At 71.9% G+C, this 23,566-nt stretch carries 22 protein-coding genes; 11 read left to right on the top strand and 11 right to left on the bottom strand.

What is annotated here, in order from left to right:
- Positions 1–118: 118 nt before the first annotated feature.
- Positions 119–535: a DUF3151 domain-containing protein gene (locus ACGFI8_RS11320; protein ID WP_392803211.1), complete on the top strand. Its 417-nt coding sequence runs from the start codon at positions 119–121 to the stop codon at positions 533–535.
- 18 nt (positions 536–553) lie between these two features.
- Here ACGFI8_RS11320 and ACGFI8_RS11315 read toward each other — a convergent pair whose 3' ends face one another.
- Together ACGFI8_RS11315 and ACGFI8_RS11310 are read right to left on the bottom strand one after the other, a co-directional pair.
- Positions 554–2,185 carry a MinD/ParA family protein gene (locus ACGFI8_RS11315; RefSeq protein ID WP_392804040.1) on the bottom strand — a complete coding sequence of 544 codons (1,632 nt, stop codon included), beginning with the start codon at positions 2,183–2,185 and terminating at the stop codon, positions 554–556.
- Positions 2,186–2,594: 409 nt separating this feature from the next.
- On the bottom strand, positions 2,595–3,470 hold the full coding sequence (locus ACGFI8_RS11310) for a diacylglycerol kinase family protein (protein ID WP_392803208.1): 876 nt from the start codon (positions 3,468–3,470) through the stop codon (positions 2,595–2,597).
- Positions 3,471–3,554: 84 nt separating this feature from the next.
- On the opposite strand from ACGFI8_RS11310, the gene ACGFI8_RS11305 reads away from it, so the two are divergent.
- The 4 genes from ACGFI8_RS11305 to ACGFI8_RS11290 are packed head-to-tail and all read left to right on the top strand — an operon-like array spanning position 3,555 to position 7,438.
- Positions 3,555–4,841 carry an adenylosuccinate synthase gene (locus tag ACGFI8_RS11305; protein WP_392803205.1) on the top strand — a complete coding sequence of 429 codons (1,287 nt, stop codon included), beginning with the start codon at positions 3,555–3,557 and terminating at the stop codon, positions 4,839–4,841.
- 9 nt (positions 4,842–4,850) lie between these two features.
- The gene (gene purD / locus ACGFI8_RS11300; protein WP_392803202.1) at positions 4,851–6,098 is read left to right on the top strand and encodes a phosphoribosylamine--glycine ligase; all 1,248 of its coding nucleotides are present in this window, start codon (positions 4,851–4,853) and stop codon (positions 6,096–6,098) included.
- Positions 6,099–6,155: 57 nt separating this feature from the next.
- The gene (locus ACGFI8_RS11295) at positions 6,156–6,650 is read left to right on the top strand and encodes a SigE family RNA polymerase sigma factor (RefSeq protein WP_392803199.1); all 495 of its coding nucleotides are present in this window, start codon (positions 6,156–6,158) and stop codon (positions 6,648–6,650) included.
- Positions 6,641–7,438: a hypothetical protein gene (locus ACGFI8_RS11290; RefSeq protein ID WP_392803196.1), complete on the top strand. Its 798-nt coding sequence runs from the start codon at positions 6,641–6,643 to the stop codon at positions 7,436–7,438. Before ACGFI8_RS11295 ends, ACGFI8_RS11290 begins: the two co-directional genes overlap by 10 nt.
- Here ACGFI8_RS11290 and ACGFI8_RS11285 read toward each other — a convergent pair.
- The 3 genes from ACGFI8_RS11285 to ACGFI8_RS11275 form a co-directional block, all read right to left on the bottom strand.
- A complete protein-coding gene (locus ACGFI8_RS11285) occupies positions 7,429–9,036 on the bottom strand; it encodes an AMP-binding protein (RefSeq protein ID WP_392803194.1) in 1,608 nt (535 codons plus the stop codon). The genes ACGFI8_RS11290 and ACGFI8_RS11285 overlap by 10 nt on opposite strands.
- 85 nt (positions 9,037–9,121) lie before the next feature.
- Entirely contained in the window at positions 9,122–10,336 is a 1,215-nt protein-coding gene (locus ACGFI8_RS11280) for an acyl-CoA dehydrogenase family protein (RefSeq protein ID WP_392803191.1), read from the bottom strand.
- Positions 10,337–10,339: 3 nt separating this feature from the next.
- Positions 10,340–10,795 carry an SCP2 sterol-binding domain-containing protein gene (locus ACGFI8_RS11275; RefSeq protein WP_392803189.1) on the bottom strand — a complete coding sequence of 152 codons (456 nt, stop codon included), beginning with the start codon at positions 10,793–10,795 and terminating at the stop codon, positions 10,340–10,342.
- Positions 10,796–10,902: 107 nt separating this feature from the next.
- Between ACGFI8_RS11275 and ACGFI8_RS11270 the strand changes: the two genes are divergently transcribed.
- Positions 10,903–11,490: a TetR/AcrR family transcriptional regulator gene (locus tag ACGFI8_RS11270; protein WP_392804038.1), complete on the top strand. Its 588-nt coding sequence runs from the start codon at positions 10,903–10,905 to the stop codon at positions 11,488–11,490.
- Between the two features lie 12 nt (positions 11,491–11,502).
- On the opposite strand, the gene ACGFI8_RS11265 is transcribed toward ACGFI8_RS11270, so the two are convergent.
- A complete protein-coding gene (locus tag ACGFI8_RS11265; protein ID WP_392803186.1) occupies positions 11,503–12,417 on the bottom strand; it encodes a rhomboid family intramembrane serine protease in 915 nt (304 codons plus the stop codon).
- A gap of 49 nt (positions 12,418–12,466) precedes the next feature.
- Complete coding sequence (locus ACGFI8_RS11260; RefSeq protein ID WP_392803184.1) at positions 12,467–13,006, bottom strand: peptidylprolyl isomerase; 540 nt, start codon at positions 13,004–13,006, stop codon at positions 12,467–12,469.
- Between the two features lie 186 nt (positions 13,007–13,192).
- Between ACGFI8_RS11260 and ACGFI8_RS11255 the strand changes: the two genes are divergently transcribed.
- Positions 13,193–13,819 carry a hypothetical protein gene (locus ACGFI8_RS11255; protein WP_392803181.1) on the top strand — a complete coding sequence of 209 codons (627 nt, stop codon included), beginning with the start codon at positions 13,193–13,195 and terminating at the stop codon, positions 13,817–13,819.
- 63 nt (positions 13,820–13,882) lie between these two features.
- On the opposite strand, the gene ACGFI8_RS11250 is transcribed toward ACGFI8_RS11255, so the two are convergent.
- The 3 genes from ACGFI8_RS11250 to ACGFI8_RS11240 form a co-directional block, all read right to left on the bottom strand.
- Positions 13,883–15,019: a magnesium and cobalt transport protein CorA gene (locus ACGFI8_RS11250; RefSeq protein WP_392803179.1), complete on the bottom strand. Its 1,137-nt coding sequence runs from the start codon at positions 15,017–15,019 to the stop codon at positions 13,883–13,885.
- A gap of 270 nt (positions 15,020–15,289) precedes the next feature.
- On the bottom strand, positions 15,290–16,384 hold the full coding sequence (locus ACGFI8_RS11245) for a PLP-dependent aminotransferase family protein (RefSeq protein ID WP_392803176.1): 1,095 nt from the start codon (positions 16,382–16,384) through the stop codon (positions 15,290–15,292).
- Positions 16,385–16,520: 136 nt separating this feature from the next.
- Positions 16,521–16,907, bottom strand: a complete 387-nt coding sequence (locus ACGFI8_RS11240) for a cyclic nucleotide-binding/CBS domain-containing protein (protein WP_392803173.1) — start codon at positions 16,905–16,907, stop codon at positions 16,521–16,523.
- A gap of 106 nt (positions 16,908–17,013) precedes the next feature.
- On the opposite strand from ACGFI8_RS11240, the gene ACGFI8_RS11235 reads away from it, so the two are divergent.
- Together ACGFI8_RS11235 and ACGFI8_RS11230 are read left to right on the top strand one after the other, a co-directional pair.
- Entirely contained in the window at positions 17,014–18,450 is a 1,437-nt protein-coding gene (locus ACGFI8_RS11235) for a GuaB1 family IMP dehydrogenase-related protein (protein ID WP_392803170.1), read from the top strand.
- 82 nt (positions 18,451–18,532) lie between these two features.
- Positions 18,533–19,891: a hypothetical protein gene (locus tag ACGFI8_RS11230; protein WP_392803167.1), complete on the top strand. Its 1,359-nt coding sequence runs from the start codon at positions 18,533–18,535 to the stop codon at positions 19,889–19,891.
- Positions 19,892–19,898: 7 nt separating this feature from the next.
- Here the strand turns inward: ACGFI8_RS11230 and ACGFI8_RS11225 are convergent, their stop codons facing one another.
- On the bottom strand, positions 19,899–21,068 hold the full coding sequence (locus ACGFI8_RS11225) for a glycosyltransferase family 4 protein (protein ID WP_392803164.1): 1,170 nt from the start codon (positions 21,066–21,068) through the stop codon (positions 19,899–19,901).
- A gap of 44 nt (positions 21,069–21,112) precedes the next feature.
- On the opposite strand from ACGFI8_RS11225, the gene ACGFI8_RS11220 reads away from it, so the two are divergent.
- Both ACGFI8_RS11220 and ACGFI8_RS11215 read left to right on the top strand, forming a co-directional pair.
- Positions 21,113–21,973 carry an Fpg/Nei family DNA glycosylase gene (locus tag ACGFI8_RS11220; protein ID WP_392803161.1) on the top strand — a complete coding sequence of 287 codons (861 nt, stop codon included), beginning with the start codon at positions 21,113–21,115 and terminating at the stop codon, positions 21,971–21,973.
- Between the two features lie 5 nt (positions 21,974–21,978).
- Positions 21,979–23,430 carry a DUF2142 domain-containing protein gene (locus tag ACGFI8_RS11215; protein WP_392803158.1) on the top strand — a complete coding sequence of 484 codons (1,452 nt, stop codon included), beginning with the start codon at positions 21,979–21,981 and terminating at the stop codon, positions 23,428–23,430.
- Positions 23,431–23,566 lie beyond the last annotated feature (136 nt).

Below are 23,566 nucleotides of genomic sequence, written 5' to 3'. Positions count from 1 at the left end.
GGGTCCTGGGGAGGCTCCGGACCTTTATTTGTAGTACGTGCCGTGGGTGCGCACACCCCCCGTGCGCTGGAACGCGGCCTCAACCGTTCAGTCAGGCCGCCTCTGGTGTAATTGCGGCATGCAGAACCTGCTGCCCGAGCCTGCGCCCACCCTGCTCCCCACCGATCCGCATGCCGCCGAGCTGCTGGCCAAGGCCGACACCGAGGAGGCCGTCAAGGCGGTCGCCGCGGCGTTCCCGGCGTACAGCGCCGCCTGGGCGCGCCTGGCCGAGCTGGCGCTGGCCGCCAGCGAGCCGGTGACCGCCTACGCGTATGCGCGGACCGGGTACCACCGCGGCCTTGACCAGCTGCGGCGCAGCGGCTGGCGCGGCGCCGGTCCGATCCCGTGGGCGCACGAGCCCAACCAGGGCTTCCTGCGCGCGCTCCACGCGCTGGGCCGGGCCGCCGAGGCGATCGGCGAGGCCGAGGAGGCCGAGCGGTGCGCCACGTTCCTCAACGACAGCGACCCGGCCGCCACCAGCGCGCTCGCCGGCTGACCTGGGCTTTCCTGGGCTTTACAGGCCCTCGGACACGGCCGCCGCGACCTTGAGCCAGGCGTCGCGGCTGGCCGTGGACAGGCCCGGGTAGTGGATCGGCTCGCCGGAGTCGATGAACCGCTCGTAGGGCACGATCACTACGGTGCGCGTCCGGGCCGCGAAGTGCCGGGTGATCGCGGGCACGTCCACGTGGCGCCGGCTCGGCGGCATCGACACGACCGTCACCGCCTGGCGAACTAGCCGCTGCCGGCCGTGCTGCTCCAGGTGGTCGAGCATCCGTGAGGCGGTCTCGGCCGAGTCGTTGCGCGCCGACATCGTGACCACGAGCTGGTCGGTCGCGTCGATCGCGGCCTGCCAGTTCTCCGCGCGCACGTTGTTGCCGGTGTCCACCACGATCAGCTTGTAGAACCGGCTCACCACGTCGCGGATCTCGCCGAACGCGTCGGCGGTCAGCATCTCGCCGGCCGTCGCCGACTCGTCGGAGGCGAGCACGTCGAACATGCCCTCGCCCTGCGCCCGCACGTATTGCGACAGGTCGCCGACGCGCCCCTGCGCACCCTGGAAGTTGGCCAGGTCGTGCAGCAGGTCGCGCACGGTGCGGGTGTGGAAGTCCTGCTGGGCGCGCATGCCGAGGGTGCCCTGGGTCTCGTTGTTGTCCCAGGCCAGCACGTATCCGCCGCGCTTCTGCCCGAACGTCATCGCCAGCAGCAGCACGGCCACGGTCTTGCCGGCGCCGCCCTTCGGGTTGACCACGGTCACCTGGCGCAGCCCGCCGAAGTTGCGGCGGACCATCTCGACTTCCTGCCGGTACTCCATCTCCCGCCGGCCGGGCGGCAGCGCGACGAGCCCCAACGTGCTCTTGGACAGCGCCGCCCGCATGCCGCGTGAGGCCACCGGGTCGGCGGGCCGGGCCTGCCGGCGCCGGGCGAACTCCTCGGCGGTCGGGCTGCTCCCGTCGTGCCAGTGCTCCTGCGGCATCGGGGGCAGCGGCGGTACCGCGGGTGGCCCGGCGAGCGGATCCGCATAGGCCATCGGCGGCGCCGGATACGGCATTTGTCCGTTATCGAGAGGAAATGGCGCCGCGGCTGGGGGTGGAGGCCCCTGCAGCGGAGGTCTTTGCAGCGGCGGTCCCTGTGGCGGCGGTCCCTGGGGCGGAAATCCTTGCGGCGGTGGCCCCTGCGGCGGGAGTGGCCCCGGATGCGGCGGAGCTTGCGGGGGTGGCCCCTGTGGCGGTTGCGGATGCGGCCCGGGATGCGCCGGGGGCCCCAGCGGCGGAGCTTGCGGCGGTGGGCCCTGCGGTGGTTGCGGCAGCGGTTGCGCCGGGGGCCCCAGCGGCGGAGCTTGCGGCGGTGGGCCCTGCGGTGGTTGCGGCAGCGGCATCGGATGCGGAGGCAGTGGCGTCGGATTGGGATGCGTCGGCGGGGCCTGCGGCGGGCCGGAGACCGGGCCGGGCAGCGGCGGCCCCGAGACGGGCTCCCGGGGCGCCGGGAATGCGGGCGGTGGACCCGCGAACGGCCCGCCGACCGGAATGCCGCCGGACACCGGAATACCACCGCCGCCGGACACCGGGATCGCCCCCGAGCCGGACACGGGGATGCCCCCGCCGCCGGGCGAGGACACCGGCTCCCCACCGGTCGGCACGTGCGGCACCGGCCGGCCGTGCTGCAGGCCCGGCGGGCTAGTGGGCTGCCCGAGCTGAACGGGCTGTCCGAGTTGTCCGGGCTGTCCGTGCTGTCCGAGCTGTCTGGGGTCGCCGGGTCGGTCCGCTTGGCCGGCCTGCCCCGCTTGGTCCGCTTGGCCGGTCTGGTCCGCTTGGTTCAAGCCCTCGGGGCCCGAGCCGTCGCGGACGGGCCACGCCAGCGGATCCACGCTGCCGGGCGGCTGCGACCACGGCGAACCGACATGCTCGGGGCCGGGCTGCGCCGGCCGCCCGTCGATGTTCTCGTCCGGCGGCCAGATCATGTCGTTCACGATCGCTTCCCTCCCAGCCGTGCTCTACCACCGTAAGCGACAGGTCCGCGGTACGACACGTCTGTGGGGGACAGGGGTGCGAAGGGCCCTATGGCACGTAGACAGCCCAGGCGCCGCGCTCCATCCACCACGATCGCTTGCGGGTGAGTGTGCCCTCCACGCCGTCGTCGACGAACGGCACCTCGGCCCGGGGCGAGATGGCGACCGCTCGGCCGTGGGCGCGGCGGACCTGGATCTCCACGCGCGGGCGGCGGAAGAGCCCGCGGGAGGCGACCGGCACCGCGACCGCCACGTCGAGCACGCCGTCGTCCATGGCCGGCGCGGTGACCAGCGGCAGGCCGTCGACGGTTGCGTACCGCGCGGCGTTGGCGATGACCGACATCAGCACCGGCTCGGTCCCGTCGGCCAGCACGGCGTCGTCGACCTCGACGCGGGCCAGGTAGGTGTTCGCGGAGCCGCCGGCGTCCACGCCGCCGAGCAGGGCGCCGTCGAGCGTGACCGAGCCGCCGTCGTTGCGCAGCAGGTCGAGGCGGCGCACCCGGCCACCCAGCACCGCGGCGGCGACCTCGGCGGGGGCGCGCGGCAGGCCCAGCCGGGTGGCCAGGTCGCTCGCGTCGGGGCCGAGCGGCAGGACGCCGATCGGCGGCAGGTCGGGGATGGTGCGTCCCTCGGCGAGGGTCTCGGGGCGCTTGCTCGGCGCCGGGGCGTACATCCGCACCAGCCGGCGCATGACGGCCCGCAGCTGCCCGTCGGCGGCGGTGGCCACGATCAGCCGTGACTCGGGCAGTGCCCGCAGTGCCGCGTCGATCTCCGCGTCGTCGTGCGCGACGACCGTCCGGACCTCGGCACTTGCCGTGCGCAGCGCGTCGCGGCAGGCGAGAATGGGAGTACGGGTGCCGCACGCGCCATTTTCGCAGGCGCACTGCGAGTCGTCGCCGAGCGCGAGCAGCACGATGTCGACCACCGTTGTCAGCCTGCCTTTCCGAAGGTTGTTAGCCTGGCACTCCGGGCGAACGCGGGTCGCCCGACCTTGGAGGGGCGAGCAGACATGCCAGCGATCGTGCTCATCGGCGCACAGTGGGGCGACGAGGGCAAGGGCAAGGTTACCGACATGATTGGCGGCGGCGTGGACTACGTCGTGCGCTACTCGGGCGGGAATAACGCGGGTCACACCGTGGTGACGCCCGACGGACAGAAGTTCGCCCTGCACCTCATGCCGTCCGGTGCCCTGTGGCCCAACGCGGCCATTGTGATCGGCAACGGGGTCGTGGTCGACCCCAAGGTGCTGCTCACCGAGATCGACGGGCTGGCCGAGCGCGGCGTCGACGTGTCCCGCCTGATGATATCGGGTGACGCACACCTCATCATGCCGCACCACCGGGCGCTTGACCGGGTGGTCGAGCGCTACCTCGGCTCGTCCCGCATCGGCACCACCGGCCGCGGCATCGGGCCCGCCTACGGCGACAAGGTCGCGCGCATGGGCATCCGGGTGCAGGACCTGCTCGACCCGGGCATCCTGCGCAAGAAGCTCGAGATCGTGCTGCGCGAGCGCAACCAGGTGCTGTTCAAGGTCTACAACCGCAAGGAGATCGACGTCGACGCGGTGGTGGAGGAATACCTCACCTACGCGGAGCGGATGCGGCCGTACATCACGGACACCCGCCAGGTGCTGTGGAAGGGCCTGGAGGAGGGCCGGACGGTCCTGCTGGAGGGCGCCCAGGCGACCATGCTCGACATGGACCACGGCACCTACCCGTTCGTGACGTCGTCCAACCCGACCGCCGGCGGCGCCTGCGTCGGGGCGGGCATCCCGCCGACCGCGATCACCCGGGTCATCGGCGTGACCAAGGCGTACACCACCCGCGTCGGCTCCGGCCCGTTCCCGACTGAGCTCTTCGACGAGAACGGGGTCCACCTGCGCAAGGTCGGCCGGGAGTACGGCACGACGACCGGCCGCGAGCGGCGCACCGGCTGGTACGACGCCGTGGTCGCGAAGTACGCCACCCGGCTCAACGGCATCACCGACTTGGTCGTGACCAAGCTCGACGTGCTCTCGGGCCTGGAGACGGTGCCGATCTGCGTCGCCTACGAGGTCGACGGCAAGCGCACCGACGACATGCCGATGACGCAGACCGAGTTCCACCACGCCACGCCCGTGTACGAGGAGCTGCCGGGCTGGTGGGAGGACATCTCGCAGGCCCGCACGTTCGAGGACCTGCCGGCCAACGCCCGCCGGTACATCGAGCGGATCGAGGAGCTCGCCGGCACCCGCGTGTCGATCGTCGGGGTGGGACCCGGCCGGGACGAAAACGTGATCCGGCACGCGCTGATCTAGTCTGTCCAGGTGCGCGTACTTCTCATCGGTACCGGCGGTCGCGAGCACGCGATCGCCACCGCCCTGGCCGCCGACCCGGCCGTGACCGCCCTGATCTGCGCGCCCGGGAATCCGGGCATGGCCGCGCTGGGCGAGCTCGCCGATGTCGACGCGCTGGACCCGGCCGCCGTCGCGGCGCTCGCCGTCGAGCTCGCCGCCGACCTGGTGGTCGTCGGGCCGGAGGCGCCGCTGGTGGCCGGGGTCGCCGACGCGGTGCGCGCGAAGGGCATCCCCTGCTTCGGCCCGTCGCAGCAGGCGGCGCAGCTGGAGGGCTCGAAGGCGTTCGCCAAGGACGTGATGCGCGCGGCGGGCGTGCCCACCGCGCGCTCGTTCCTGTGCACCACTGCGGAGGAGCTGGGCGCGGCGCTGGACGAGTTCGGGCCGCCGTACGTGGTCAAGGACGACGGGCTCGCGGCCGGCAAGGGCGTCGTGGTCACCGACGACCGCGAGGCCGCGCTGGCCCACGGCGTGGCCTGCGGGCGGGTCGTGGTCGAGGAGTACCTCGCCGGCCCCGAGGTGTCACTGTTCGTGGTGACTGACGGCGTGGCCGCGGTACCGCTGCAGCCGGCCCAGGACTTCAAGCGCATCTTCGACGGCGACCGCGGCCCCAACACCGGCGGCATGGGCGCCTACTCGCCGCTGCCGTGGGCGCCGCCGGACCTGGTCGAGCGCGTCATGGCGACGGTGGTCCAGCCGACGCTGGCCGAGATGCGGGCCCGCGAGGCGTCGTTCAGCGGCACGCTGTACGTCGGCCTGGCGCTCACCGCCGACGGGCCCAAGGTCATCGAGTTCAACTGCCGATTCGGCGACCCGGAGACGCAGGTCGTGCTGGCCCGGCTGGAGACCCCGCTGGCCGGCGTGCTGCACGCCGCCGCGGTCGGCAAGCTCGCCGAGGACCCGCCGCTGGCGTGGCGCTCCGGCGCCGCCGTCTGCGTGGTCATGGCCAGCGCCGGCTACCCGGAGTCGGCCCGTAAGGGCGACGTGATCACCGGCGCCGACGGCGTGCCGGGCGTGCTGCACGCCGGCACCGCCCGCACCGCCGACGGGGCCCTGGTGACGGCCGGCGGCCGGGTGCTGACCTGCACCGCGCTGGGCGCGACGCTGGCCGAGGCCCGCGAGGCCGCCTACGCGCTGGTGCGCGGCGTCGACTTCGATGGCGCCCAGTTCCGCACCGACATCGCGTTCGCCGCGGCGGAGGGAAGAATCCTCCTGCCGTAGGCAACCCCCGCCCGCCACGCCTCCGTTTCCTCCGTGTACCCACAGGGAGGATCGCGGATGACGCCGGAGCAGACCTATCGCGAGTACGTCGCGAGCAACCTCGATCGCCTGCGCCGTACCGCGTTCCTGTTGTGCGGCGATTGGCACACCGCCGACGACCTCGCCGCCACGGTGCTGGTGAAGCTGTACCGGCACTGGCGGCGAGCGGCGCATGTCGAGCATCTCGACGCGTACGTGCGCCGCATGCTCATGCGCGCCTGGCTCGACGAGCGCCGCCGCCCATGGCGTCGCGAGACGGCCACCGCGGCGCTGCCCGAGCCACGGCCCGGCGTCGCTCCCGACGCCGACCGGCGCCTCGCCGTGCTCTCCCTGCTGGGCTCGCTGCCCCCGCGCCGCCGGGCCGTGCTGGTCCTGCGGTACTTCTGCGACCTGTCCGTCGAAGAGACGGCCGAGGCGCTGGGGTGCAGCGAGGGGACCGTGAAGAGCCAGGCGGCCCGGGCGCTGGAGACGCTGCGGGCCCATCTCAGTGAGGGAGAAGCGTCGTGGACCTGAGTGAAGCGCTGCACGAGGCGAGCGAGACCCCACCGCCCACCGCCATCGACGTCGACCGGCTCATCGCCGGCGAACAGCGCCGCGCGTGCCGGCTGCGGCTGACCGGCGTCGTCGCCGCCGTCGCCGTGGTGGCCCTCGGCACCGTCACGCTGCCGCGGTACTTCGGGGAAAGCCAGGCCCCGCCAGTCGCCGGCGCGCCGGACAGCACCGCGGCGGCGAGCCCGCGTCGCGCCCCGTCGCCCTGTGTCACGCCGTCGCCGACCGGCCAGGTGATCGTCGGTGGCGGCACGCCGATACACCCGGTGAGCGAGGCGTGCGGTGCGGCGATCGCGCGACTCAGCGAGGCAATCGGCACGCTGCTGGCCCGCGAGCTGCCCGGCCTCGAACCGCGCAATATCCGCGACGGCGGCGCGATGCCGCCGTTGGTCGAGCGGGATCCGCATTGGGCCGCCGCCTACGTGGCCGGCTTCGACTTCGACGACGGCGGTCGGCGTTCGTACCTCGGCCTGACGGTGCACGCCAACTCCGCGGAGCCCGCCGCGGCCGCTTCCGGACTGGCGTGCCGCGGTCAGGAGGCCGGCTGCAGCGAGCAGATGGTGGACGGCGCGATCGTGCTGGTCCATCGGGACCGGGTGCTGACGGACGGCTTCCAGATCAACGTGTTCCACCCGGACGGCACCGCGATCATCCTCATCGCCCGGGCCGCCGAGGAGGGGTACGATGCGCCGTTCACCGAGGCCCAGCTGGTGAAGATCGCCGCGGCGCCGGAGCTGACGCTCTACCCGTGACCCGCGCGGGCGCCGGTGACCGCACCACCGCGCCCGCGCGAAGCGCGCGCCAGGGCTATGACAGCCACCGCCGCACGACCTTGCCGGTGGCGTTGCGGGGCAGGGCCGGCACGAAGTAGACGTCGCGGGGGACGGAGAAGCGGGCGAGGCCGGACGTACTCGCGCACCGCGTCGGCGTCCACGTGCTCGCGTGGGTGCAGGGCGATCCACGCGGCCAGGCGCTGGCCGAACTCCTCGTCCGGCACCCCGGCCACGGCCACCTCGCGCACCTGCGGCAGTTCGGCGATCACGTCCTCGACGGCGGCCGGGTAGACGTTCTCGCCGCCGGAGATGACCATGTCGTCCTCGCGGCCGTCGACGAAGAGCAGGCCGTCGCGGGTGAGGTGGCCGACGTCGCCGGTGGCGATCAGGTCGCCGTGGAACTCGCGGCCGGTGCCGTTGGTGTAGCCCTCGAAGAGCATGTCGTTGCCGACGAAGATCCGGCCGACGGCGCCTGGCGGCAAGGGGGCGCCGTCGGCCGACAGGATCGCCACGCGCGTGCCGTGCGGGGGGCGGCCGGCCGTGCCCGGGGCCGAGCGCAGCTCCCTCGGCACGGCGATCGAGGCCCACGACGCCTCCGTCGAGCCGTAGAGGTTGTACAGCACGTCGCCGTACACGTCCATGAAGCGCGTGGCCAGCGGGCCGGTCAGCGCGGAGCCGGACACCGCCACCACCCGCAGCGTCGGCGCGGCGACCGCGTCGGGTGCCTCCAGCAGGCGTTGGAGCATCACCGGTACCGCGAACAGCGACGTGCACCGGTGCGCGTTCACCGCGGCCAGGGTGCTCGCCGGCGCGAACCGGCGGGTCAGCACGATCGTGCCCCGCAGCGCCAGGCACAGCTGCAGCGCGGCCAGGCCCCAGGTGTGGAACAGCGGCGCGGCGACGAACATACGCTCGCCGGCGTTGAGCGGGATGCGCGACACGACCGAGGCCAGCGGGCCGAGCCCGGCCGGGTTGCGCCGCCGCGCGCCCTTCGGCGCCCCGGTCGTACCGCTGGTGAGCACGACGATCGACCCGGGTTCCCGCGGCGGCTCGAGCTCGCTCGACGGCGACCGCCGGATCAGCGAGTCGAGCCGCTCGGTCGACAGCCGCGGCAGATTCGGCGGGACCGCGGCGAGCATGCCCAGGAACGCCTCGTCGTGCACCAGCAGTGACAGTCCCTGGTCGTGCGCGACGGACTCGACCTGCGCGTTGCCCAGGCCGGTGTTGACCAGCACAGCATGGGCGCCGAGCGCGACGACCGCCAGCAGCGACTCGATCATCGCGGCGGAGTTCTCGCACAGCAGCCCGACGCGGTCGCCGGGGCGCACGCCGTGCTCGGCGCGCAGCGCGTTGGCCAGGCGGCGGACGCGCAGGTCGAGGTCGCCGTAGGTGACGCTGCGCCGCTCATCGGCGATCGCCACGCGGTGCGGGTCGCGGGCGGCGGCGGAGCGCATCTCGCCGAACACCCCGAAGCCCCAGCGGCGCAGGGCGTTGAGCTGGCGGACGACCCGGGTCGGGCCGGCCGGGTTGAGGATCTTGCGGCGGGCGAGCGTGCGGAGCACGAATCCGGCGTCCATGGCGGGGACTCCTCGTTCCTTTTGTCGAATAAATCCGACAGCCTGACTGCCGCCGGATTCATCCGATAACTTGCCGCGTCGCTGTTCAGCGGATGTAGCTGCCGGAGATCGCGCGGGACACCACCAGGCGCTGGATCTCGCTGGTGCCCTCGAAGATGGTGTAGATCTTGGCGTCGCGGTACCAGCGCTCGACCGGGTGTTCGCGCAGGAAGCCCGCGCCGCCCAGGATCTGCACGGCCTTCTCGGTCACCGCCACGGCCACCTCGCCGGCCTTGAGCTTGCTCATCGAGCCCTCGCCGGCCTCGAACGGGCGGTTGTTGCGCCCCATCCAGGCGGCGCGCCACACCAGCAGGCGGGCGGCGTCGATCTCCATGCGCATGTCGGCCAGCGCGAACGCGATGGCCTGGTTCTCGATGATCGGCCGGCCGAACTGCACCCGGCCCTTGGCGTACTCCAGCGCGTACTCGTACGCGGCCCGGGCCACCCCGAGCGCCTGCGCGCCCACGGCCGGGCGGGACAGCTCAAACGTGCGCATCGCCGCCTGGCCCTGCGCCTTGCGCCCCTCGCGGGCGCGGGCGAGCCGCTCGTCGAGGACGTCCTTGCCGCCGAGCAGGCACGCGCCGGGCACCCGCACGTCGTCGAGGAAGACGTCGGCGGTGTGGGAGGCGCGCAGGCCGAGCTTCTTGAGCTTCTTCGCGCCGTTGAGACCGGCGGTGCCGGGCGGCACGACGAACGCGGCCTGGCCGCGCGAGCCGAGCTCCGGCTCGACGCTCGCGGTCACCACGTGGACGTTGGCGATGCCGCCGTTGGTGGCGTAGGCCTTCTGGCCGCTGAGGATCCACTCGTCGGTGGCCTCGTCGTAGCGGGCGCGGGTGCGCATCGAGCCGACGTCGGAGCCGGCCTCGGGCTCGGTGGTGCAGAACGCGCCCACTTTCGGGTCGGCGGCGTCGCCGAAGCACTGCGGGACCCACTCGACCATCTGGTCGGGGGTGCCGCTGCCGTAGATGGCGGCCACGGCGAGGCTCGTGCCGAAAATGGCCATGCCGATGCCGGCGTCACCCCAGAACAGCTCCTCGTTGGCCAGGCACAGCGAGAGGCCGGACGGGTCCGCCCAGGCGTTGGCGAGGAACTCGAAGCCGTACAGGCCGATCTTCGCGGCCTCCTGGATCACCGGCCACGGCGTCTCCTCGCGGGCGTCCCACTCCGCGGCGGCCGGGCGCACGACGTCGGCCGCGAAGCCGTGCACCCAGTCGCGCAGGTCCCGCTGTTCCTCGTTCAGGTCGAGCGAGAACTCGGGCATGGGTCAGCCCTTGGGGATGTCGAAGAGGTTCGCGATGTTCGCGGCCAGGCCCAGGTCGCCCTTCGCCTTGAGCTTGCCGGTCATGAACATCATCATCGGGTTGCCGACGCCGGAGACGACCTTGAGGAAGTCGACCGGGCCCACGGTGATCGCGAGCTTGGGGTCCTGCTCCGGGCTCGGCGACAGCGTGCAGGCGCCGTCGGCGATGACCAGCTCGTAGGAGTCGGCGCCGCCGTCCGGTGCGCCGGTGATGCTCCAGTGGATGATCGCGTTGGTCGAGCCGGCGCGGTCGGCCCGGAACAGCTCGGGGAACCGGGAGAAGATCGCGTCCAGGACGGTCTTGCGCTGCGGGCTGTTCATGATGTCGGCCAGCTTGGAGTCCGGCGCGCTCTTCACGAGCTGCGCGAACTGCTTCGGGTCGACGCTGGTGAAGTCGCCCAGCGCGTCAAGATCGGTCATGACTGTGTCCTCCGTTGATACTAAGCTACTCACGCGTAACCTTACGCACGAGTAGGTAGGGTGGCAAGGTGCTGAAACGGCTTCCACGCGTGGTCCGCGAGCGGCAGATGCTCGACGCCGCGGTGAAGGTCTTCTCCAACCGGGGCTTCCACGCGGCGTCGATGGACGAGATCGCGGAGGTGGCCGGCATTTCCAAGCCGATGGTGTACGCCTACCTCGGCGCCAAGGACGAGCTGTTCCTGGCCTGCCTGCAGCGCGAGGCCACCCGCCTGATGGAGGCGGTCGCCGGCGGCGTGCGCCCGACCGCCCGCCCCGACGAGCAGCTGTGGAACGGGCTGCGGGCGTTCTTCGCCTTCGTCGGCGCGCACCGCGACGGCTGGCGGGTGCTCTACCGGCAGGCCCGCAGCGAGCCGCACTTCGCCGGCGAGCTGGCCGGCATGCGCACCCGGATCGTGGAGGTGGTCGCCGGGCTGCTCGCGGGCGCCACCGCGCAGTCCGACGCGCCGATGCCCAACCGGCCCGACGGCTTCCTGGCGATGGCCTACGCCTACGTCGGCGCTGCGGAGTCGCTGGCCGACTGGCTCGCCGACCACGAGGAGCAGGACCCCGAGCTCGCCGCGACCCGGATGATGAACTTCATCTGGGTCGGCGCCGAGGCCATGCTGCAGGGCCAGGTCTGGCACCGGCCCGGGTAGCCCGCGGCCGGCCTAGCCGATGAGGTCGGTCGTCCGCCAGGCGACCAGCACGGCCAGCAGCAGCGCCAGCACCACGAACGCGGCGACCTGCACCAGCGTCCGGTGGTTGCGTGGCGCGTAGGCCAGGCCGATCGCGGCCAGCGTGCCGGTGATCAGGCCGCCGATGTGCCCGCCGACGGAGATGTTGGAGATCGAGAAGGTCAGCACCAGGTTGAGGATGAGCACCGGCACGATGCCGGCCACGCTCAGCCGCATCCGGCGCCAAACCACGATCAGCGCGCCGAAGAGGCCGAACACGGCGCCCGACGCGCCCGCGTTGATCACGTTGGGCGCGGTGAAGGCGTAGGCGGCCACGTTGCCGCCGATCCCGGCGATCATGTAGAGCGCGAAGTATCGCGCGCGGCCCAGGGTCTGCTCCAGGGGCCGGCCGACGGACCACAGCACCCACATGTTCAGCGCCAGGTGCAGCAGCCCGAAGTGCAGGAACATGCCGGTGACCAGGCGGTAGTACTCCCCGGCGGCGACGCCGTGCAGCGGGCCGCCGCCGGGGTAGGTGGCGGCGCCGAGCATGCCGAGGCCCTCGTGCAGCGGCGTTTGCTGACCCAGCAGCCCGCCCCAGCCGCCGCCGGCCACCGCGTCGGTGCCGCCGGAGCTGATCACCGTGGCGATGAAGGCCAGGATGTTGACGACGATCAGGGCGATCGTCACGGTGCCGGCAGACCCGGCGCGCGAGCCGCCGAACGCGGTCTGGGCCGGCCGCTGCGTGCGGGCGCCCTGGCGGACGCAGTCCGGGCACTGGAAGCCGACCGATGCCTCGTTCATGCAGTCGGGGCAAATCGGCTGGTTGCACCGGGTGCACCGGACATACGTCTCGCGGTTGGGGTGCCGGTAGCAGACGGGGACCACGTTCGCCGGCGGCTGAGTCATGCTGACAAGGTTAGCCAGGCGTCACCGTGGCTCACCCGCGGCCGACTGACTATGCGGTGCGCTCGATGTCGACACGCTCGATGACGATGTCGTCCACCGGGCGGTCCATGCGGCCCGTCCGGGTGGTCGAGATCTGGTCGACGACCTTGCGGGAGTCGTCGTCGGCGACCTCGCCGAAGATCGTGTGCTTGCCGTTGAGGTGCGGCGTCGGGCTGACCGTGATGAAGAATTGCGACCCGTTGGTGCCCTGCCCGAAGCGGATGCCGGCGTTGGCCATGGCCAGCAGGTACGGCCGGTTGAAGGACAGCTCCGGGTGGATCTCGTCGTTGAAGTTGTAGCCGGGGCCGCCGGTGCCGGTTCCCGTCGGGTCGCCGCCCTGGATCATGAAGTTGGCGATGACGCGGTGGAAGATGACGCCGTCGTAGTACGGCCCCTTGCCGGCCTCGCCCGTGCGCGGGTCCGTGTAGTCCTTGGTGCCCTCGGCGAGCTCCACGAAATTGCGCACGGTCTTGGGCGCGTGGTTGGGGAACAACTCAACCCGGATGGGACCGACGTTGGTGTGCAGCGTCGCGAACAGTTGCTCGGCCACCAGTTCTCCCTTTCCTTGGTGACATTCTGTCATCACCGTATCTGACGTTGATTCTGCCGGATCCGGGTGTACGGGCGGCCCGTTCGTTGCAGGATGACCCGGAGCGGACCTGCTCCTGAGGTTCTCCCTGGTCGGATCGGGGTAACCGGGGACGGACGGGTTTCCGCGCCTCGGGAGGTGGAGCAAGTGTTTCGACGTCAGGTGCAGACGCACCGCCGGCTCGTACGCGACGAGCTCGGGGAAAGCCTCGATCACCTGCGAATGGCCGCGGCGCACGCCGCCGATGGCGCTTCGGGCGCCTTGGCGCCGCGCGTCGACGCCGCTCGCAGGGCCATGAAGCCGCACCTGGAGAGCGGCATGAGCCGTGCCAAGGGCGGCGTGGACACGGTCATGATCATCGCTCGGGACCGCTCGCGGCTGGCCGGCCGCAAGACGGCGAAAATGGGGCGCAAGGGGAAAGTCGGGATGATGAGAAACGGGGAGAGGTCGTCGCGCCGCTGGCCGACGATGATCGGTGGCCTTCTGATGGCTGGCGCCGCCGTCGGCCTGGCGAGCGCGATGCTGCGCCGCCGCCGCGACCAGCAGGGTTGGGACGAGTACGGCGCGACCCGCACGACGAGTGACAGCGGCTCGATGCTCGAGTCCGCGAAGTCCACGATGGACGCCGGCAAGGACAAGGCCAGGACGATGGGGGAGGCGGCCAAGGACCGCGCCTCCGACCTGATCGGCCACAAGGGCACCAACACAGGCCCGACCAGCAGCGGGGAACAGTCCCCGATGTCGCCGGCCGCGTCGAAGAACAGCCGCTCTTAGCGCGCGCGATCGCATAGGCGGGCCGTCCCCGGCCACGGGGGACGGCCCGCCTATGTCCAGCGTCTACAACCAGCCGCTGCGGCGGAATCCCCAGAACAGGGCCGCCGAGCCACCGACCATCAGCGTCATCACGCCGGGATAGCCGAACATCCACTTCGTCTCGGGCATGTATTCGAAGTTCATCCCGTAGATGCCGGCGATCGAGGTGACCAGGGCGGCGATGGCGGCCCAAGCGGCGATCTTGCGCATGTCGTTGTTCTGGTCGACGCTCACCTGCGCCAGCCGCGCCGCGAGCACCGAGTTGATCACGTCGTCGAGGTAGAGCACCTGCTCGACCGCGCGGGCGAGGTTGTCGCCGACGTCGCGGAAGTACCGGCGCATCTCGTCCGGCATGTCGGCCAGCTGCCCGGTCACCAGCCCGGTCATCGGCCGCTGCAGCGGCAGCACCGCCCGCTTGAACTCCATCAGCTCACGCTTGAGCTGGTAGATGCGCTGGATGCGGTCGGCGCTGTGGCGTCCGCCCTTCTGCGGGCTGAAGACCTGGTCCTCGATCGCGGCGACGTCCTCCTCGATCCCCGTCGCGACCTCGACGAGCGCGTCGACCACGCTGTCGGCGACGGCGTAGGCGACCGCCCAGGGCCCGCGGGCCAGCACCTCCTGCCGGCGCTCCAGCCCGGAGCGGACCGGGGCGAGCCGGCTCGCGTCGCCGTGCCGGACGGTGATGATGAAGTGCTCGCCGATGAACATCAGCACGTCGCCGGTCTCGACCACCTCGCTGGTGTCGGTCAGCTCGTCGTGCTCGACGTACCGTGCGGTGCGCATGGTCAGGAAGGTCATCTCGCCGTAGCGCTCGACCTTCGGCCGCTGCCGCGACAGCACCGCGTCTTCGACGGCGAGTTCGTGCAGCTGGAACGTCTCGGCGATCGCGGCCATCTCGGCCGCCTGCGGCTCCTTCAGGCCGATCCACACGAAGCCGCGGTGCCGCCGCGCGGCCTGCAGCGCCTCCGTGTAGTTGCGGTTGGCGGGCTGGCGCACCCCGTCGATGTACAGCGCGCAGTCCACGATCGCGCTCTGCTCCGGCGGCTGCGCGACGGACTTGACCAGTGGCGCGGAGCTGCTGAGCATTCGCGACATGGCCCGCACCGGCCGGGACAGCGCGCGCTGCAGTGGACGGGCGCCGGGCTGTTGATCGTCGGCCATCTCGACCTCCCTGGGTGAGGCGAGGTCGGCCCGCCCAGGCCAACAGCGACCCGAAAGTTGGCACCGGGTGGACCGACCGCAGGTGGGGGGTGGGGGCGCGGTCGGCCCACCCGGTGCCGTTGGGGGGCGGGGGGTGATGCCTGCAGCGCGATTCGCAAAGCGCGCCGGGCTGGATTTTGATCCATCCGATACCGCCTGGGGAACCACCCCCACCATCACGGTTTGGTGTCAGCTTGCTTGGAATTGCTGCGAACGGGAATGCAACCGGCCTCAGCCGGCCTTGCGCACCGCCTCGATGGCCGCCGCGAGGCGCTCGACACCCTCGTCGACCTGATCCGTGAGGACCGCCGAGAACGCGAGCCGGACCGAGTGCCGCCCGCCCTCGAGCAGGAAGTCGCTGCCCTTGACCACGGCAACGCCGAAGTCTCGGGCCGCCACCTTCTCCAGCTCCGTCGTGTCGACGTCCTCGGGCAGCTCCACCCAGAGGAAGTAGCCGCCGTCGGGCTCGACGAACGTCGCGTCCGGGATGTGCTTGCGCAGCCCATCGGCCAGCAGCCGGGCCCGCTCGCCCAGCGTCGCCGACACCTTCGCGATCGAGCGCTCGATGTCGCCGCTCACGCAGAACTGGTGCGTGATCGCCTCGGCCACCATGCTCGGCGAGATGTAGAGGTTGGTGGCCCGCTTCGCGATCGGGGCGATCGTCTCCTGCGGGCCGACCAGGTAGCCGACCCGCAGGCCGGGCGCGATGGTCTTGGTGAACGAGCTCGCGTGCACCACGACGCCGGCGGTGTCCTGGGACAGCATCGTGGGCAGCTTCTCGCCCCGCCAGCGGATGTCCGCGTAGGGGTCGTCCTCGAAGATCGTGAACCCGTACTGCTCGGCCAGCCCGACCAGCGCGCGGCGCTTCTCGGCCGACAGGGTCACGCCGGCGGGGTTCTGGAAGTTCGGGATGATGTGCGCGAGCCGCGGGCGGACGCCGCTCTCCAGCAGTGTGCGCAGCTCCTCGACGTCCAGGCCGTCCTCCTGCACCGTCACCTGGTGCACGGTGGCGCCCAGGTTGCGCAGGTTGAGCAGGGTGCGATCGTAGGTCGGCTTCTCCACGACCACGGCGTCGCCGGGCTTGACCAGGTGCTCGAAGAGCAGCGCGTCGGCCTGCAGCGAGCCGTTGGTCACGATGACGTGGTCGGGCTCCACGCCGTGCTTCGCCGCGATCCACGAGCGCAGCGGCAGGTAGCCGACGGACGTGCCGTAGGCGGTGATGCCGGCCGGGTCGGCCTCGAAGGCGCGTACCGCGGCCGCCTTGAGCCCGTCGATGTCGATGATGTCGAGACTCGGCGCGCCACGGGCGAAAGAAATCAACTGCATGATGGCAGCCTACGCAGCCGGGTGAGCGCCGTTCAGCCGAGTTCCCCGCCCTCCACCTGGAGGGATGGGCGCCCTGACCGGCGTTTTTCCGGCACGGCGACCTCGCCGGGGCCGATTCCTCGCCCCGGATGGACGATCACGCCAGGATTGCCGTCTGAACCCAGACACGAATGATGTCGCGCACAGAAATCACCCCGAGCACGTCGTCGCCGTCGAGGACCACCAGATGGCGGAAGCCGCCGCGGACCATGGCGGCCGCGGCCTGCTCGATCGTCCACGAGGGGCTCGCGTAGACGACCTCCCACGTGATGTGGTCGGCGGCCCGCTCGACGTCCGGGTCGAGGTCGGTGCCGATCGCGTTGAGGATGTCCCGCTCGGTGATGATGCCCACGCCGGCACCGTCGGGATCGATGACAATTGCCGAGCCGACCTTCCGCCCCGACATGAGCGCGGCGGCCTGGCGCAGGGTGTGGTCCGGGCCGAGTTGGACGACAGCCGTTGACATGGCTTCGTGTACCTGCATGGCGCATCAACTCCTCGCAAGGCACGGTACGGACATCGTCTCGCCTCGGAGACGAACTCTCAAGACTTGCTCACCCGCTGGTGCGCTCGCGATACAGTTGCACGACGTGCGGTTTCTCAACGACCAGACGCCCGGGCACGATCTCACCTACGACGATGTCTTCATGGTGCCGAGTCGCTCGGCGGTGGAGTCGCGGATGCAGGTCGACCTCACCACGCACGACGGCAGCGGCACCACGATCCCGATCGTCGTGTCGAACATGACCGCCGTCGCCGGCCGGCGCATGGCCGAGACCGTCGCCCGCCGCGGCGGCCTGGCGATCATCCCCCAGGACATCCCGATGGACGTCGTCGCCGAGGCGGTCTCCTGGGTGAAACGGCGGCACCTGGTGTACGACACCCCGATCACCCTCGGCCCGACCGAGACCGTCTCCCTCGCCCTGGACCTGCTGCCCAAGCGGGCGCACGGCGCGGTGATCGTGGTCGAGGACGGCCGCCCGATCGGCGTGGTCACCGAGGGCGACTGCGCCGACGTCGACCGCTTCAGCCAGCTGGGCAGCGTCATGTCGCGCAACCTGCTCACCCTGCCCGACGACGCGACGCCGGAGGAGGCGTTCAACCGCCTGGCCGCCGGTCACCACAAGCTGGCGCCGGTGATCGACCCGGCCGGCCGGCTCGTCGGCATCCTGACCCGCAACGCCGCGCTGCGCGCCACGCTGTACTCCCCGGCCGTCGACGCCGAGGGCCGGCTGCGCATCGGCGCCGCGATCGGCATCACCGGCGACGCGGCCGGCCGCGCGGACAAGCTCATCGCCGCCGGCGTCGACGTGATCGTGGTCGACACCGCGCATGGCCACCAGGAGCGCATGATCGGCACGCTGCGCGCGGTGCGGGCGCTCGACCCGGCCGTGCCGGTGGCGGCCGGCAACGTGGTCACCCGGGAGGGGACCGCCGACCTGCTGGCCGCGGGGGCCGACATCGTCAAGGTCGGCGTGGGGCCGGGTGCCATGTGCACGACCCGGATGATGACGGGGGTCGGCCGCCCGCAGTTCTCCGCGGTCCTCGAGTGCGCGGCCGAGGCGCGCCGCCACGGCGGGCACGTGTGGGCCGACGGCGGGGTCCGCCACCCGCGCGACGTCGCCCTGGCCCTCGCCGCCGGCGCCTCCAACGTGATGATCGGCTCCTGGCTGGCCGGCACCCACGAGTCGCCCGGCGACCCGCGCCGCGACCCCGACGGCCGGCTCTACAAGGAGAACTTCGGCATGGCCTCGGCCCGCGCGGTGAGCCGCCGCACGGCCGACGACACCGCCTACGAGCGCGCCCGCAAGGCGCTGTTCGAGGAGGGGATCTCCTCCTCCCGGATGTACCTCGACCCCCGCCGCCCCGGCGTGGAGGACATCCTCGACGAGATCGTGGCCGGCGTGCGCAGCGCCTGCACCTACGCGGGCGCCGCCGACCTGGCCGAGTTCGCCGAGCGGGCGACGGTCGGCGTGCAGAGCGCCGCGGGTTACGCGGAGGGTAAACCGCTCGACGTGAGCTGGTGATTGCGGCAAAGGTCGGATGGTCCGGTCACCCGCGGTCACGTATGGTGCGTCTCGTGAACCTCGCTCGCGACCCTATCGGCTCGTGAATCCACGCCCGTTGTTGCGCCGCTTGCAGGGGCTGGGCGGCGCTTCCCGTTTCGTCGGTGCGGGCCTGCTCGACCAGGTGGTCATCGCCGCAGCCAACTCGGCGAATACCCTCCTGGGCGGCATCCTGCTGCCGAAGGAGCAATTCGGCGCGCTGGCGCTCGCCCTCGCCGTGGGCTACTTCGCCATGTACATGAACCGCGCGGTCGTCGGCGACGTGCTGCTCGCGCTGGCGTCACGGTATGACGGGGAGCCCCGCGTGCGGCTGGCCCGCAACGGCGTGGCCACCGCGCTGTGCTCCGGCCTGCTCACCACCGCGATCTTCGTGGCGCTCTGGGCGACCTGGCCCAACACGGGCGAGATCGACCTGCACGAGCTCATCTGGCTCGCGCCCTTCATGGTGCCGATCATGCTGCACGACACGGCGCGCTGCGACTACCTCGCCGACCGGCGCCCGGACAAGGCCCTCGGCATCGACCTGGTGTGGGCGGGCACCCAGGCGGTCATGGTCGTCGTCATGATCGTCACGCACACCTCCAGCGCCGCCGGCCTGCTGGCGGTCTGGGGCCTCGGCGCCACCGCCGGCGCCTCTGTGTACCTGGTGCGTGAGCGCCGCCTGCCGTGGCAGGGCAGCCCGCGGGCCTGGCTGTCGGAGACCCGGCACCTGTCCAGCTGGTTCACCATCACCGCGATCGTGGCCCAGGTGCAGGTGCTGGCGATCAGCTTCATCGTCGCCGGTCGACTCTCCAAGGTCGACCTGGCCAGCCTGCGCTTCGTGCAGACCGTCCAGCTCTCGCCGATGCAGAACCTGATCACCGCGATCCAGAGCCTGCTCGTCCCGCGCGCCTCCCGCAACGCCGCGGCCGCCGCCAAGCCGGGCCCGGAGGGCATCGAGGCCGCTCTCGCGCTGCGCCGCCAGACCTACCGGCTGGCCACCGCCTTCGCCTGCCTCGGCGCGCTGATGGTGCTGATCGTCTGGCCGCTGGTCTCGTTCGTGCTCGTGCACACGCACAAGTTCGCCGAGGCCGCCCCGCTGGCCCTGCCGATCGCGCTTCAGGGCGCGGTGTACCTGCTGCAGGTGCCCTTCACCGCGGCGATGCGCGGGATGCACCGGGCGCGGATGCTGTTCCTGCAGTACGTCGTGTTCGCCACGGTCTCGCTCAGCGGCCTGACCCTCGGCGCCGACTGGGGCGGGCTGCACGGCGCCGCGTGGGGCCTGCTGACCGGCTCGACCGCCGGCCTGATCTGCATGGTGATCCTGTACGCCTACGCCCTGAAGTGGGTCGGCCCCCCGCCCGGCACGCCAGCGCCGGTGCGGGAGGACGTCCCGCAGAAGCCCAGCGGGGCTCCGGTCTGAGCAGCGCCTACGACCGGCCCGCGTTGCGATCAAGGACCGCTCGGTAGACGCCGATCAGCCGCTCGGTGAGCACGTCCGGGGCGAACTGCGACTCGTAGCGGGCCCGCGCCACCGGGGCCAGCGCCGCCGCGCCCTCATGGGCCTTGCGCAGCCCGTCGGCCAGCGAGGCGGCGTCGGGCTCGACGACCCAGCCGGCCTCGCCGGTCAGGTACGGCATCCCGCCCCGGTCGGTGACCAGCACCGGGCGGCCGCCGGACAGCGCCTCAAGAATGATCGTGGGGAGCACGTCGTGCCAGGTGGAGGCGGCGATCACGCAGGCGGCGCGGGCTATCTCGGCGCGCACGGTGGCGTTGTCGACCGGCCCCAGGTAGGTGACGTCCCCGCGCTCGGCCGCGGCCCGCTCGGCGCGCGGACGCAGCGGCCCGTCGCCGATGATCCGCAGCGTGCCGAGCGCCCCGTCGTCGTGCCGCGACCAGGCGTCGAGCACCAGTTCGAGCCCCTTCTCCGGGGTCAGCCGCGCGGCGTAGAGGAAGCCGCTGCCGGGCTCGGTCGCCGCGCCGGCGTCGGGGATGCCGTTGGGCTTCACGGTGATGCGCTCGGCGGGGATGCCGAAGTCGGCGAGGTGGGCGGCGATGCGGTCGGTCAGCGCGACGAAGTGGTCGACCTGCTTCCAGGTGCCGCGGTGGTACGCCAGGGTGGCCGCCATGACCGCCGACTGTGCCTTGGAGCCGCGGTAGCACGCGTGCGTGACGGCCGGCGTCGGGAACGCGCGGCCCCGGCACTCCGTGCAGATGTGCCCGTCGCGGAAGTACAGGCCCGGCGCGCAGACCTGACGGTAGTTGTGGACGGTGTGCACGACCGGGACGCCGTGGGCGTGTGCGGTCTTCACGATCGAGGGGGAGATCAGCGGATACGGATTGTGTAGGTGTACCAAATCCGGCTTTTCCGCTTTTATCACCGCGGACAGTGCGCGCTGCGACGCGCCGTTGCGGAGCGGGGAGAGCGGCAGCAGCACCTTCTGCGCCGTCGAGAACGTGCCGATCTCGTCCGAGCTGCGCAGGAAGGGCAGCACGGTGACGCCGGCCGCGCCGAGCTGCGCGATCTCGGCGTCGACGATCACGTTCTCGCCGGACGGCTGCCCGGACGCGTACCGGTTGTGCGCGACGACGACCTTCATGGTGCCAGAAGCCTACGGACCGTGTCTTGCGGCAGACTGTACGGGTGCCCGAGCTTCCCGAGGTCGAGGCGCTCGCCGCGTTTCTGCGGGAGCGCGCCGCCGGCCACACCGTCGACCGCATCGAGGTCTCCGCGATCAGCGCGCTGAAGACCTTCGACCCCCCGATCACCGCCGCGGCGGGCCGCCCGATCACCGGCGCCTCCCGGCACGGCAAGTTCCTCGACGTGCATATCGGCTCCGATCTTCACCTGGTCGTCCACCTGGCCCGCGCCGGCTGGCTGCACTACCGCGACTCCTTCAACGCCAAGACACCGCTCAAGCCCGGCTCCGGCCCGATCGCGCTGCGCGTGCGCCTCGACGACGAGTCCGGCTTCGACCTGACCGAGGCGGGCACGAAGAAGAGCCTGGCGGCGTACTTCGTGACCGACCCGCGCCTGGTCCCGGGCGTGTCCCGGCTCGGGCCGGACGCGCTGTCGGTGAGCGCCGAGGACTTCGCCGCGGCCATGCGCTCACGCCGCGGCCAGATCAAGGGCGTCCTCACCGATCAGACCATCCTCGCCGGGGTCGGCAACGCGTACTCCGACGAGATCCTCCACGCGGCCAAGATGTCGCCCTTCGCGCTGACCAACAAGATCACCGACGAGGCGATGGCAGGACTGCATGCGGCCATGCGCACCGTGCTGACCGACGCGGTGGCGCGCTCCGTCGGGCAGAAGGCCGCCACGCTGAAGTCCGAGAAGCGCTCCGGGCTCGCCGTGCACGCGCGCACCGGCCTGCCCTGCCCGGTCTGCGGCGATACGGTGCGCGAGGTGTCGTTCGCGGACACGTCGCTGCAGTATTGCCCCACGTGCCAGACCAACGGCAAGCCCTTGGCGGACCGCCGGCTCTCGAAGCTCGTACGCTGAGCCGCGTGCGCCGTGCGTTCGTCGTGGCTTTTGCCGCATTTTTTCTCCTTGGTACCGCGTGGGCCCTCGCCCTGCCCGTAAACGGGACATACGACGAGAAGCAGCACCTCGTCCGCGCCTACGCCGTCTGGACCGGCCAGTGGCTGCCCCACGAGCGCGTCCCGGACGCGAGCGGGATCGAGACGAACGCGTTCGTCGGCCCGCGCAGCCTGCTGCCCGACAACGCGGACTGCACCTGGATCGACAAGCCGGCGTACCACCCGGCGTCCTGCCTGGTCACCAACGGCGATCGGGCCCATACGCTGGTACCCAGCGCTGCGGCGCGGTACAGCCCCGTCTACTACGCGCTGGTCGGGCTGCCGCTGCGGATCAGCCCCGACGGCACCGGCCTGATCTGGGCCCGGCTGCTGTCGGCCGCGCTGTCCGCGCTGCTGCTCGCGTGGGCCGTGGTGCTTGCCCTCACGGGCGGGAACCGGCTGCTCGCGCTGGCCGTGCTGCTCGTCACGACGCCGATGCTGGCCGACCTGGCCGGGTCGATCAACCCCAACGGGCTGGAGATCAGCGCGGCCGCGCTGCTGTTCGTCGCGCTGCTGCGCCGGCACTGGGCCGCGGCCGGGTTGGCCTCGGTGCTGCTGTTCACCGTTCGCGATCTCGGCCCGTTCTTCGTGCTCGCGGTGCTCGCGCTGTCGCTCTTCGTGACCCGGACGCACCCGCGCGAGCTGCTGCGCCGCGCGTTCCTGGTCCCGGCCGCGCTCGGCGCCGCGTTCGCCGTGTTCTGGGCCGCCGTCGCGTCCCGCGGCAGCGACCTGGACCAGGGCCGCCCGGTGCCGCCGACGACCTCCGGGGCGATCCTGAGCGACATCGTGCACAACCGCGCCGAGTTCTGGGCCCGCCAGATCATCGGCCAGTTCAACTACGGCGAGACGACGATCTCGATCGCCGTGATCGGGCTGTGGTACCTCCTCGTCGCCGCCCTCGTGGTGCCCGCCGTGTGGCTCGGCGACCGGCGGCTACGGCTCGGCATCGCGACCGCGTTCGCCGGCAGCGCGGCGTTGCTGGTGGCCCTGGAGCTGTACTTCGCGCCGAAACTCGGGACGCACTTCGCGCACGGCCGGTACGTCATGCCCCTCGGCGTGGGTGTGGTGCTCCTCGCGCCGTCGGCGGACCGTTACGCACGGTGGTTGTCGGATCGCGGGTGGCTGGATCGACTGGTGCTGGTGTGTGCCGCGCTCGCGGTACCGATGCAGCTCTATGCCCTGGCCAGGGTCATGACCCGGTTCGAGCGGGGCATCGCCGCGGGCCTCAACCCCTTCGGCGGCAGCTGGACGCCCCCGGTTGGCAACGTGGCGCCGCTTCTGTGTGCTTTGGTGGGCGCTGTGCTACTCGGGGTGATTGTCACACGCAGTTCTGTCCGCCCTACGCCAGTGCACTCGACAGCGAATACGTTGAGCAACTAGTGTCGGCCGGTCATCATTGGTAGCTCCGGCCGCCGTGGGACACTTTGCACAGGCTTTCCGGTGTCCGTGAACCAGCAGACCGCACGGACTTGAAACGCAACCGGCCGAGCAGAGCAGTGCCGCGATCCGCGCATCG

The sequence above is a fragment of the Dactylosporangium sp. NPDC048998 genome, from assembly GCF_043197855.1.
Classification (GTDB): Bacteria; Actinomycetota; Actinomycetes; order Mycobacteriales; family Micromonosporaceae; genus Dactylosporangium.
The sequence above is the reverse complement of the archived record's forward strand: the minus strand, read 5'-3'. Positions and strand labels throughout refer to the sequence as shown.